General features: G+C 67.1%; 11 protein-coding genes. 9 read left to right on the forward strand and 2 right to left on the reverse strand.

The window, feature by feature from the left end:
* Positions 1-115 precede the first annotated feature (115 nt).
* Complete coding sequence (locus ID132_RS03195) at positions 116-1,048, reverse strand: alcohol dehydrogenase catalytic domain-containing protein (RefSeq protein WP_125105944.1); 933 nt, start codon at positions 1,046-1,048, stop codon at positions 116-118.
* A gap of 126 nt (positions 1,049-1,174) precedes the next feature.
* On the opposite strand from ID132_RS03195, the gene ID132_RS03200 reads away from it, so the two are divergent.
* The 3 genes from ID132_RS03200 to mshC all read left to right on the forward strand — a co-directional run bounded on the left by ID132_RS03200 (position 1,175) and on the right by mshC (position 4,705).
* On the forward strand, positions 1,175-2,491 hold the full coding sequence (locus tag ID132_RS03200; protein WP_125105945.1) for a M20/M25/M40 family metallo-hydrolase: 1,317 nt from the start codon (positions 1,175-1,177) through the stop codon (positions 2,489-2,491).
* Positions 2,492-2,575: 84 nt separating this feature from the next.
* Positions 2,576-3,424 (forward strand): undecaprenyl-diphosphate phosphatase, encoded by an 849-nt coding sequence (locus ID132_RS03205; protein ID WP_125105946.1) that lies wholly within the window; start codon positions 2,576-2,578, stop codon positions 3,422-3,424.
* Positions 3,425-3,460: 36 nt separating this feature from the next.
* A complete protein-coding gene (mshC, locus tag ID132_RS03210; RefSeq protein WP_193127848.1) occupies positions 3,461-4,705 on the forward strand; it encodes a cysteine--1-D-myo-inosityl 2-amino-2-deoxy-alpha-D-glucopyranoside ligase in 1,245 nt (414 codons plus the stop codon).
* 34 nt (positions 4,706-4,739) lie between these two features.
* On the opposite strand, the gene ID132_RS03215 is transcribed toward mshC, so the two are convergent.
* Complete coding sequence (locus ID132_RS03215; protein WP_125105947.1) at positions 4,740-5,741, reverse strand: proteasome assembly chaperone family protein; 1,002 nt, start codon at positions 5,739-5,741, stop codon at positions 4,740-4,742.
* Between the two features lie 76 nt (positions 5,742-5,817).
* Between ID132_RS03215 and ID132_RS03220 the strand changes: the two genes are divergently transcribed.
* Genes ID132_RS03220 through ID132_RS03245 form a run of 6 tightly spaced genes read left to right on the forward strand, consistent with a single transcriptional unit; the run spans position 5,818 to position 11,398 of the window.
* Entirely contained in the window at positions 5,818-6,504 is a 687-nt protein-coding gene (locus ID132_RS03220; protein ID WP_193127826.1) for an HAD family hydrolase, read from the forward strand.
* Positions 6,501-7,547: a tRNA (adenine-N1)-methyltransferase gene (locus tag ID132_RS03225; protein ID WP_125105949.1), complete on the forward strand. Its 1,047-nt coding sequence runs from the start codon at positions 6,501-6,503 to the stop codon at positions 7,545-7,547. The genes ID132_RS03220 and ID132_RS03225 overlap by 4 nt, the downstream gene beginning before the upstream one ends.
* On the forward strand, positions 7,544-8,464 hold the full coding sequence (locus ID132_RS03230) for an FKBP-type peptidyl-prolyl cis-trans isomerase (RefSeq protein ID WP_193127827.1): 921 nt from the start codon (positions 7,544-7,546) through the stop codon (positions 8,462-8,464). The genes ID132_RS03225 and ID132_RS03230 overlap by 4 nt, the downstream gene beginning before the upstream one ends.
* The gene (locus tag ID132_RS03235; RefSeq protein WP_125105951.1) at positions 8,464-9,426 is read left to right on the forward strand and encodes an FKBP-type peptidyl-prolyl cis-trans isomerase; all 963 of its coding nucleotides are present in this window, start codon (positions 8,464-8,466) and stop codon (positions 9,424-9,426) included. The genes ID132_RS03230 and ID132_RS03235 overlap by 1 nt, the downstream gene beginning before the upstream one ends.
* Positions 9,427-9,485: 59 nt before the next feature.
* Positions 9,486-10,427, forward strand: a complete 942-nt coding sequence (locus ID132_RS03240; protein WP_164509681.1) for a helix-turn-helix transcriptional regulator — start codon at positions 9,486-9,488, stop codon at positions 10,425-10,427.
* A complete protein-coding gene (locus ID132_RS03245; RefSeq protein WP_125105953.1) occupies positions 10,424-11,398 on the forward strand; it encodes a helix-turn-helix transcriptional regulator in 975 nt (324 codons plus the stop codon). The genes ID132_RS03240 and ID132_RS03245 overlap by 4 nt, the downstream gene beginning before the upstream one ends.
* The last annotated feature ends 115 nt before the right edge of the window (positions 11,399-11,513 follow it).

The following is an 11,513-nucleotide window of genomic DNA, read 5'->3' on the forward strand; positions in this document are numbered from 1 at the left end:
CCGCGGTCGGGTTTCTGAGACAAGTTCACTCTCGCACGAGCCACCGACATCAACTGGCCGCATGAGTGACTCGGTTAGTGACGGTTGGTGCCCGGGCTACTTCGTCGGCGTAGATCTAGCTCGCGTTGCTCAAGGAAGTACTGATTGCGATCTTGCCGTGGACGTGGCGGCTGCGCTGGTGTGAGATCGCGAGATGGAACTGGTCGAGGGTGTAGGTCGCGGCGATGGGGATGCGCAAGGACTTGGTGGAGATCAGCTCCAAGAGCCGGTCGAGCGCATCGGGCGACGCGTCGGAACCATTGACCCGAACAACACCGGCGGGCGGTTGGTCCGCCTCGATGGTGACCACGCGGTGTGGCGGGACGCCCGAGCGGATCGCAGCCTGAGCGGTGTCCGTTCCATGCAGGTCCGCAGTCGCAGCGATAGGTATGTTGCTCGCGGCAATGTCGGCGGCCAGCTCGTCGCCGTATCTCATGGGCCGCGCGCCGAGCGACCGAATGTAGTCGGTCGAAGCGAGTGACCCGGTTCCAATGACGTTGGCGCCGTGCCGAACGAGTAGCTGCGTGAGGATCGAACCAACGCCTCCGCCCGCCGCGCCGACGAGGACGGTCTCGCCGGGCTGCACAGACAGAGCGTCAGCGACGGCAGACGCCGTCCGTCCCGCGATGTCCAGCACTCCAGCCTCGAGGTCGGAGACCGTCGGTGGCGTGCGGCGCAGACTCGGATGATTTTCATCGAGGACGATCGAGGTCGCGACGGCACGGCCGCGGGCCCCGCCGAAGACACGGTCGCCGACGCTCCAGCGGCGCACGTAGGGGCCGGTCTCGACCACGATCCCGGCGAAGTCGTTGCCGAATCCCATCGGAAGCTCGAGCCCGAACACGGTGGCGAGGGCGCGAGATTCGACGATCTGCCAGTCCACGGGGTTGAGGCCCGCGACGGTGACACCGATGCGCACCTCCGTTGCCAGTAGCGGTCGCGTCTCGATGCGCGCGAGTCTCAGGTGATTGGTGTCACCGAACTGATCCAGAACAAGCGCAGAACCCATGACTTGCCCAACGATGTTTCGCGCGTGCCTATTCCGCTGGTGCACGAACCACTGACGCGCCGGCCGCACCGTCAAACAGCGTCAAGCGCGCCCCGCCCGCGCATCCACCGGCCTAGGCTTGATTTCATGACTGAGGAACACCCGCTTACTTCCGATCCGACCGTCAGCCTCACGCGCGAGCTCATCCGCATCGACACGCAGAACTGGGGCAATGGCAAGAGCTCGGGGGAGCGGGAGGCCGCGGGGTTCCTCGCCGAGCGCCTCCGCGCGCTGAACACCGAGCCGGTGCTGTTCGAGTCCGAGCCGAATCGCACGAGCGTCGTGGCGCGCATCCCAGGCCGTAACCCCGACAAGCCCGCACTCGTCGTGCACGGCCACACCGACGTCGTGCCGGCCGACGCCTCCAACTGGAGCGTCGACCCGTTCGCCGCCGAGGTGCGCGACGGCTGCATCTGGGGCCGCGGCGCCGTCGACATGAAGAACATGGACGCCATGATCGTCACGGCCCTCGACAACATCATCGCCTCGGGCGAGCTGCCGGAGCGCGAACTGATCGTCGCGTTCTTTGCCGACGAGGAAGACGGCGGCAAGCTCGGCGCCCACTGGGCGGTCGACAACAAGCCCGAGCTCTTCGCGGGAGCGACCGAGGCGATCAGCGAGGTCGGCGGCTATTCGATCAACATCGACGGCCAGCGGGCCTACCTACTACAGACCGGCGAGAAGGCCATGATCTGGCTGCGCCTGCGTGCGCGCCGCCCCTCCGGCCACGGTTCGAAAGTCGTGCCGACGAGCGATAACTCGATCTCCGAGCTCGCCCGCGCCATCGTGCGCCTCACCGAACACGAGTGGCCGGTGCAGCTCAACGAGACCTCCTCCGAGATGATCGCCGCGCTGTGCGAGGCCACCGGCGCGGATGCGGAGCAGGTTTCACCGGACGAGCTCGCCCTCCGTGGCGGCTTCGCGGCGGCCTGGTTGCGCGCCTCCCTGCGCACGACTGCGAACCCGACCATGCTCGATGGCGGCTACAAGCACAACGTGATCCCCGAGACCGCGTCGGTCGCGATCGACGTGCGTCCGCTGCCGGGCGAAGAGGATGCGGTGCTCGAGCAGATTCGCGAGATTGTCGGCGAGGGCATCGAGGTCGAGATCGACTGGCAGGCAATCGGCGCCCAGGCACCCTCAACGGGCCCGCTCGTCGACGCGAGTCTCGCATCCCTGCGCGAGTACGACCCCGAGGCCAAGATCATCCCGTACCTGCTGCCCGCCGGCACCGACAACAAGTCGCTCGCCCGACTCGGCATCAACGGCTACGGCTTCGCACCGCTGCAGCTCCCGGCCGAACTCAACTTCCCGGCGATGTTCCACGGCGTTGACGAGCGAGTGCCGCTCGAATCACTCGTCTTCGGTCGCCAGGTGCTCGAGCACTTCTTGCGCACCTACTAGCCACCGCGCGTCTCCCACGGCTTCTCGGGAAGCCTGGGCGTAATATCAACGGCTGGCATTAGGCGAGCGAAAGGAACAACGCACATGGGCTGGTTGGAGGCGATCGTTCTCGCCATCGTGCAGGGGCTCACCGAGTTCCTGCCGATCTCCTCAAGCGCGCACATCCGCGTCGCGGGCCTCGCGATGGGCATGGACGACCCGGGTGCGACCTTCACCGCCATCATCCAGATCGGCACCGAGCTCGCCGTCGTCGTCTATTTCTGGCGCGACATCGTGCGCATCATCACGAAGTGGGTGCAATCACTCACCGGCAAGGTGCCGCGCAACGACCCCGACGCGCGCATGGGCTGGCTCATCATCATCGGTTCGGTGCCGATTGTCCTACTCGGTGTGCTGCTGCAGGACCTCATCCGCACGCAGTTCCGTTCGCTCTGGATCATCGCGATCTCGCTCATCGTCTTCGGCATCATTCTCGGTCTCGCCGACGTGCTCTCGCGGCGTGCGAAGACTCTTGAGCACCTCAACTGGAAAGACGGCCTGCTCTACGGTCTTGCCCAGGCGCTCGCGCTGATTCCCGGCGTCTCGCGCTCGGGCGGCACCATTACCGCGGGTCGCCTCATGGGCTACGACCGTCCCTCGGCCGCACGCTACGCATTCCTGCTCGCGATCCCGGCCGTGCTCGGCTCGGGTGGGTATGAGCTACTTGGCGCGCTCACTGAAGACCAAACCACCGGCACACCGCTCAACTGGGGTGCCACGCTGCTCGCCACCGTCATCTCGTTCCTCGTCGGCTGGGTAGTCATTAAGTTCCTGATGAAGTGGGTCGAGACCCGCAGCTTCATGCCGTTCGTGATCTACCGCATCGCGCTCGGCACGCTGCTGATCATCCTGCTCATTACGGGCGTCGTCGACCCGCTCGCCGGGAGCGCTTAACGCGCCGCGCCCCGGTAGACTGTCGGGGTGAAGCGAATCGAGTCTTGGCCGCGTCCTGCAGTTCCACAGCTGGAAGGCGAAGCGGCCCCGGTTCGGCTGTTCGACACGGCCGCTGACGCCGTGCTCCCGCTCGAGGCGGATGCGGATGGCCGAGTGCGCCTCTACGTCTGCGGCATCACGCCCTACGACGCGACGCACCTCGGCCACGCGGCGACGTATCTCGCGTTCGACACGCTCATCCGGGCGCTCTCGCAGGCCGGCGTCGAGGTCGAGTACGCGCAGAACGTCACCGATGTCGACGATCCGCTGCTCGAGCGGGCGGCGAAGACCGGCGTCGATTGGGAAGACCTGGCCGAGTCGCAAACCGACCTCTTCCGGGGCGACATGGCTGCGCTGCGCGTGATTCCGCCGAACGCGTACGTGCGAGTCAAGGACATCGTCGACGAGATTGCGGAGGCGGTCGACCGCCTCGTCGCAGACGGCTTCGGGTACGCCGTGCCCACCAACGACGCCGACGGTGACGACATCTACTTCGACGTCGCCGCAGTGCAGGCCACCGGTCGGTACGGCCTCGGCGAGATGAGCCACTTCTCACCCGACAAACTCGCGAGCGCATTCGTTGAGTTCGGCGGCGACCCCGATCGCCCCGGCAAGCGTTCGCCGTTCGACCCGCTGCTTTGGCGCGCCCACCGCGAGGGCGAGCCGAGCTGGGATGCTGGTGTCGGCGCCGGTCGCCCGGGTTGGCACGTCGAGTGCGCCGTGATCGCCACCAGCGAGCTCGGTCCCCAGGTGACAGTGCAGGCGGGCGGCCGCGACCTACGTTTCCCGCACCACGAAATGACCTGCGCCCACGCCACGGCGCTGACGGGCGAGCCGTTCGCCCGCCACTTCGCCCACGCCGGCCTCGTCGGGTATGAGGGCACCAAGATGTCGAAGTCGCTCGGCAACCTCGTGCTCGTCTCGAAGCTCACGCAGGCCGGTCGCGACGCGGCCGCGGTGCGGCTCACCGTGCTCGGGCACCACTACCGCAGCGACTGGGAGTGGTTCGAGGGCGAACTCTGCGAGAACGAGGCGCGCCTCGAGCGCTGGCGTGAGGCCGCCGGCCGCGCGACCTCGGGTGGTGCCGAAACCGTATCGGAAATGCGTGCGCGTATCGCCGATGACCTCGACACCGCCGGTGCGATCGCCGCGGTTGACGCCTGGGCCGCCGAGGCGACACCTGGCATGGAGGTCGTCGCTGCGGTCGATGCGCTGCTGGGCATCGACCTACTCGCAAGCTAGGTAGTTCCAGGCGCGCTGCGCCAACCGCCGCGGCCTACTTCGAGCCGTCGCCCTCGTCGTCCGAGCCCTCGGCACCGGATTCGTCGGTTCCGCCGTTCTTCGAGTCGCCGGGCTCAACGCGGGGCAGTGAGCCCGTGTCGCCGCGCGTCGCATGGCCACCGGCACGATTGGGATTGTTGCGACCATCGGCCAAAAAGCGCTCAAACTCGGCGGCGATGGCGTCGCCGGTCGCCTCCTCCGAGTCGACCACGTCGCGGGTCTGCTCGAGATACTCAACGTAACCACGCAGCTCGTCATCGGCCTCGACCGCCTCAGAGACGCGCTCCTCCCACGTGGTGGCTTCCTCGCGCAGGTGATCCGACTTGATGTCGACCTTGAGCAGCTTTGCAAGCTCGTTCACGAGCGAGAGCGTCGCCTTCGGGTTCGGCAGCTCGGGCGTCTGCGCGTAGTGAGGCACCGAGGCCCACATCGACACGATTTGGATGCCCGCGCCATGCGCCTCCTCGGCGATGGCCGAAAGGACTCCCGTGGGCCCCTCGTAAGACGACGCCTCGATGCCGAGCTCGTGCTGCGGGCCCTCGTCGTCGCTGCTCAGCGACACCTGGATGTCGCGGGTGTGTGGTGCGTCGGCGAGCAGTGCGCCAACGAGCACGATGCTCGAAATGTCGATGCGCTCGCTTGCAGCTACGACCTCGCTCGCGTAGCGGCGCCAGCGGAAGTTCGGTTCGACGCCAGTAAGCGTGTAGATACGCCCACCGCGCACCGGTCCGGCGAGGGTCGCGCCCGGCCAGCGGATCACCTTGCGGCCGTCGCCCGCGAACTCGACCCGAGGGCGCGCCACGCTGTAGTCGAAGAAATCCTCCGACTCGAAGCGCTCAACGAGCAGGTCGATGTTGAGCTGCTCTTGGAGTTCCTTCGCTGCCGAGCTTGCCGCCTCGCCGGCGTCGTTCCAGCCCTGCAGCGCAATCACTAGGGTGTTGCCCTCTGCAAAGGGGGTGTTCGAGTCGAAGTTCGGCAGGGGAAGCTGTGAGGTCACGCGGTTTCTCCGTAGGAAATTGGGTTCCGCCTAGCCTACGACGTTGCGATGACGGTCGCCGGTAGGATGTTCTCCTATGAGCGAGTGCGCACCCGTAGCCGTCCTCTGGGACATGGATGGCACGCTTGCCGACACCGAGCCGCACTGGATTCGGGCGCAGTCGGCGCTGTTGTCCCGTCGCGGCTTGCCGACCCTGACCCGGCAGCAGGAGATCGACCTGGTCGGCGCATCCTCCGAGCAGGTCGTAACCCTGTTCCAGTCGCTCGGCGTGACTGACGAGTTCGAAGAGATCGTCGACGAGGTCTTTGCCGACGTCTGCGACAGCGTCACCGACGATATCCAGTGGCGACCCGGCGCCGTCGAACTCCTCGCCGACCTCAATCACCACGGGGTACCGACGGCTCTCGTCACCAACTCAAATCGGGCGCTGGCGGATGCGGTCCTCCGGCACCTACCCGGCTGCCAGTTCACGCTGACGGTCACGAGCTCGGACGTGCGCCCGGGCAAGCCCGAACCCGACTCCTTTATTTATGCGGCGGGGGAGTTGGGTGTGGCGGTCACCGACTGCATTGTTATCGAAGACTCGATGAACGGCATCCGGGGCGCGCTCGCCGCCGATTGCGTCACCATCGCGGTGCCTCACGGCGTCGACATCCCACCGAGCCCCGACTACATCCGGCGCGACAGCCTCGTCGGCCTTGACTGGCCGCAGGTTCGCGCTCTCTACTCAACCTTCCGAACACGAGGAGTCCCCACCGAATGATTCAGTCGCCACCGTCCGGCCCCTTCCGCGCCGGCGAACGCGTGCAGCTGACCGACCCGAAGGGTCGACTTACGACCACTTGGCTCACTGAGGGCGGACAGGTCCATTCGCAGTACGGCACGATCGACCACGCCGCGATCATCGGCATTCCCGACGGTTCGGTTGTTACGTCGACCGGCGGCATGGAGTACCTTGCGCTGCGCCCACTGCTCACCGACGTGATCATGTCGATGCCCCGCGGCGCCGCGATCATCTACCCGAAGGACTCCGCGATGATCCTCGCGAAGGCCGACATCCGCCCCGGCGCCCGCGTGGTCGAGGCCGGCGTCGGCTCGGGTGCGCTCTCGCTTTGGCTCCTGCGGATGCTTGCGGGGCAGGGCGAGCTCGTGAGTTTCGAGCGCCGGGAGGAGTTCGCGGAGGTTGCTCGAGGCAACGTCGCGAGCGTGTATGGGGGTGAGCCCGACAACTGGCGCATCGCGATCGGCGACCTGCAGGATGCGCTGCCGCGCGAGTTTGAACCCGGCACAGTCGACCGGGTGATTCTCGACATGCTCGCGCCCTGGGAATGCCTGCCGGCGGTCGCGGAGGCGATGATTCCCGGCGGCGTGCTGGTGTGTTACGTGGCCACCGCGACACAGCTATCGCGTGTCGCCGAGGCGATTCGCGACTACGGCGGCTTCACGGAGCCCGAGGCCGACGAAACGATGGTGCGCGGCTGGCATGTCGAGGGCCTGTCCGTGCGGCCAGACCACCGCATGGTGGCGCACACCGGATTCCTGCTCACCGCGCGTCGCCTTGCCCCGGGCACGACGCTGCCCGAGAAGCGCAAGACCTCGAAGGTGGCGGGCACTGACGCCGATCGCGAGGCGTGGACACCGAGCGACCCTGAGGCGTGGACCGAAGCCACGGTCGGCGAGCGAACCGTGAGCGACAAGGTCCTCCGCAAGCGCGGCCGCGACGCCCAACGTGGCGCCGAGCACGCGACGCGCGAATCGCACGAGATAATGGACCCAACCGCCACGGAAGGACAGGACTCCCTGTGATTGCTCGCCGCCGCCACACCCGCGCTTTGCTCGCGGGCGCCACGATCTTCGCCGGCACCGTGCTCGCCGGCTGCGCCCAGATTCCAGCCAGCGAGAACGTGAGTTCGTGCGCGCCCGCCGACTCCGTGCAGACGCAGCGCGAGGGCGGTGGCAGCGGCCCCGTCATTAACGGTGACGGCGTCGCCGAGTTCACCTTCGCGATCTCGAGTTCCGATGGCACCGAGATCTACCCCGAGACATCGCTGCAGCAGGATGCTCAGGGCAACCCTGCGCCGGTTAACGTCGGCATCCTCGACGACTACGGCATGGTCGGCGTCAAGGATGCGCTCCAGTGTGCGCAGGGCGGTGAAACGATCACCGCGACGATGCAGATGAAGCAGATCTTCTCGCCTGATCAGTTTCAGCTGACCGAGGCGCAGCTGCAGCAGGAGGCGACGGTCACCCTGAAGGTGAACCGCGTCTACCACTCGGCCGCGACCGGCAGCATCGCGCCCCAGCACAACGGCATCCCGGCCGTCGTCACCGCGCCCGATGGCACGCCCGGCGTAACCATGCCGAGCGAGGTCGCGCCGACCGAGCTGCGCAGCGCGACGACGATCCAGGGCAGCGGGCCGAAGCTCGCCGCGGGCGACACGGTCACCATGAATTTCTCAGCGTTCGAGTGGACGTCGGGTTCGACGATCAGCACGACCTGGGGCGGTCAGGGCCCCGTTCAGACCACCGTCGGGGACACCGATGACGGCATGTTCGGCGCGACCGCCGAACTGCAGGGCATTGAGGTCGGCTCGCAGCGCGTGGTCGTGCTGCCGGCATCGACGGTCGCGGCCTACACCGCCGACGGTCAGGTGCCCGTCGGCAGCGGCGACGCGATCGTCGTGGTCATGGACGTGCTCGGCAGCACACCGGCAGCGCAGTAATGCGCCGGCCAATCCGCAGCGCCCTGTCGCTCACCATCGTCGTGGCGCTCTGCCTCACCGGCTGCGCGGGGGCGTCCGACCCGGCGCCGAGCGAGTCGGCTTCGAGTGACGCCGCGGCTCAGGTGACGGTCGTCGACGGCGGCGACCGTCTCGACGGCGTCGAGGTCTCGGGTGAGACTGGGCGGGAACCGGTCGTCAAGATCACCGCACCGGCCGAGCTGACCGGCGAAGAAACAGACATTCAGCGAACCGTTGTGGCCGAGGGTGACGGCGAACCGCTCACGGCCGACGACACGGTCGTGGTCGTGGTCGGGAGCTACTACGCCGAGGACGGCGATGCCCTGAGTGCCTACGGCTCGCTCGGCCCCGCGACCCAGCTTTCGAACACCGAGCTGCCGGCATTTGTCGAGCCGCTCTTCGTCGGCGTCAATGCGGGTTCGCGCGTCGTCGCATCAGTGCCGATCAGCCTGGTTGCGGGCGAGGGCAACGCCGGCGACCCCGTGCTCATGGTCGCCGACGTCGTCAAGGTGACGCCCGGCGCATCCGCCACCGGCACGCCAACCGGCGAGACCTTCGAGTACGCCGAGGTCTCCGACGGCGAGGGCGAACCCGATGTCACGATCAGCACCGACGCGGCTGAGCCGAGCGAGCAGCAGACCGCCGTCATCTTGCGCGGCGACGGCGAAACCGTCGCCGACGGCGATACGGTGATCGTGCAGTACACGGGCTACCTGCTCAGCGACGGCTCAGTGTTCGACACGAGCTGGGAGACCGGCTTGCCGCCAGCATTCCCGACCTCGATGGTCGTGGCGGGCTTCCGCGACGCACTCGTCGGCCAGCAGGTGGGCTCGCGCGTCGTCACGGTGTTCCCGTCTGACCTGGGTTACGGTGACGAGACATACGGTCCGATTCCTGGTGGCAGCACGCTCGTGTTCGTCGCCGACATCATTGCCCTGGTGTAAATATGGTAGCTCCGCTGAAACCCCAGCACGCTCGACAGAGCCAACTCCTACTTGCGCTCTTGAGCAGCGCGCATCCGCTGACCAGCGACGAGCTGTTCGGCAAGGTACCCGAGTATCGCGTGCAGCTCGAGCGCAACGGTGGTGAGCGCAACGACGCACTCGAGAAGAAATTCGAGCGAGATCGTGCCGAGCTCCAAGCGAGCGGTTTTCGGGTCGAGACCGTGCCCGACCCCGAGAACCCGGGCGACCGTGCGCAGTGGCGCTACCAGCTCGAGAGCAGCACCGCGTCGGTCGGGGTCGTGCGTCTTGACGCGCAGGAAACGCTGCTCATCGACTCCGCCACGCAGGTCTGGCTCGATCGTAGCCTCGACGAGGATGCGCGCCGCGGTTACCTGAAGCTGCTGCCGAGCGGCGCGAGCGGCGGCGAAGCGGCCGCATCGCAGCCCACGGCGAAGGTGTCGACGCATCCGGTGTTCGCGCAGCTGCGCTCGGCGATCGCAAACGCGAAGCGCATCGGCTTCGACTATGTGAACCAGGACAGCCGCGACCCTTGGCCACGAACGGTGGATCCGCTGCGGCTTATCGTAAAGTCGGGTCGATGGTTGCTGCACGCCTGGGACGTCGAGCGTGACGCGCACCGCACCTATCTCGTGAACCGCATCGTTTCTGAGATTCGTATCGCGGGCGCTGCCGACGCTTCCCATACGGCCGAGCCAGGCCTTGAGGCAAAGCTCGATGCGCTTGCCGCTGAGCGCCCCGTGCGGGTGCGGGCGCGTGCGGGCACCGAGGCCGAGGCGAGGATGCGCGGCCGCGGCACCGAGCTTTGCCGCACGGACGAGTGGGTCACGTTCGACGTCTTCGACTGGGACCTCGGCGTGCTGAGCGATGAGTTTGCCGGGCTCGCCCACCTTCTGGTGGTGGAGTCGCCGAAGACTATTCGTGAGGGCGTGCGGGACCGCCTGCGGCGTGCCCTTGAACTGCACGAGGGGCAATCCGTATGACCGCCGCAGCCAACGCGAACGATGTGCTGCTCGTCTCGTCACTCGTCGACCTGCTGCGCGAGCATCCTTACGGCTTTGACCTGGGCGAGCTCGCCGCGACCTTCCGGCAAACGCCGACCCGCATGCGCGCACTGATCGACTACGTCTGGTCGCTCGAACTGTATGACAGTGATGGCCAAGTCGATCCGTCGCGAATGTTCGACTTCGACGCGGACGGGCTGGAGGCGGAGGAGCCGTGGGTCAAGCTGACGAGCGTACCCGTGGACGGCGCGCCTCGGAGCTTCAACGCCGACGAGCTCACCCTCGTGCTTACGGGACTCGACGTGCTGCGGGAGACCGCGACAATAAGCGACGCCACTCGCATCAATGAGCTCCAGGCGAAGCTTCGCGGCGCCACGACGACGGAGGCCCCGTCGAACCGCGATCCGCAGCTCGAGCTCATCCGCCAAGCAATCGATTCGGGACGCCAGCTGCGCATGCGCTACATCGGCGAGTCATCGTCGGCACCCGAAGAGCGGATCGTTGACCCGCTGCGACTCGAGTCTCGCAGCGGGCTCATCTACCTCAACACGTACTGCCACTTACGGCAGGCGCTTCGGTGGTTCCGGAGCGACCGCATCTTCGACATTGAGCTGCTCGACACCCCTGCCGAACCCCACAGTGAGGCGGAGCGCGACCGCGCCCTCGAGGTCACGGGAAAATCGCTGCTGACCGTCAGCGTCGCGATTCGCGCCGGCGCGGTCGCGGCGATCAGACCGTATTTCGGCACCGCGAAGGTGCCTGAAATCGGCCCCGATGGTTGGATTCGCGCGGATCTCCGCCTGCGCGGGCCCGAAGTTGCGGCGCGGCTCGCCGCCGAGCACGCGGGCGGTTTTGTCGTCACGGGGCCAAGCGATGTCCGTAAACTCGTCGCCGACTGGCTTCGTGGTGCGCTGATTGCCGCGGGCGATCAGGGTGACAACGTAAGCTAGCTGACTATGCCGTGGTGGTCGTGGGTAGTGATTTGGGTGGGGCTCGTCGCCCTACTCATTGCCGTGCTTGCCGTCGGCGCGATTTGGCTCTTCCGGAAGGCGCGTGCCGCCTTGC

The organism is Gulosibacter sediminis (assembly GCF_014904065.1).
Taxonomy (GTDB): domain Bacteria; phylum Actinomycetota; class Actinomycetes; order Actinomycetales; family Microbacteriaceae; genus Gulosibacter; species Gulosibacter sediminis.

Bases quoted from the DNA above. Each gene is read 5' to 3' on its own strand.
- ID132_RS03195 (WP_125105944.1), bottom strand. From the start codon at position 1,048: ATGGGTTCTGCGCTTGTTCTGGATCAGTTCGGTGACACCAATCACCTG.
- ID132_RS03200 (WP_125105945.1), top strand. From the start codon at position 1,175: ATGACTGAGGAACACCCGCTTACTTCCGATCCGACCGTCAGCCTCACG.
- ID132_RS03205 (WP_125105946.1), top strand. From the start codon at position 2,576: ATGGGCTGGTTGGAGGCGATCGTTCTCGCCATCGTGCAGGGGCTCACC.
- ID132_RS03220 (WP_193127826.1), top strand. From the start codon at position 5,818: ATGAGCGAGTGCGCACCCGTAGCCGTCCTCTGGGACATGGATGGCACG.
- ID132_RS03225 (WP_125105949.1), top strand. From the start codon at position 6,501: ATGATTCAGTCGCCACCGTCCGGCCCCTTCCGCGCCGGCGAACGCGTG.
- ID132_RS03235 (WP_125105951.1), top strand. From the start codon at position 8,464: ATGCGCCGGCCAATCCGCAGCGCCCTGTCGCTCACCATCGTCGTGGCG.
- ID132_RS03245 (WP_125105953.1), top strand. From the start codon at position 10,424: ATGACCGCCGCAGCCAACGCGAACGATGTGCTGCTCGTCTCGTCACTC.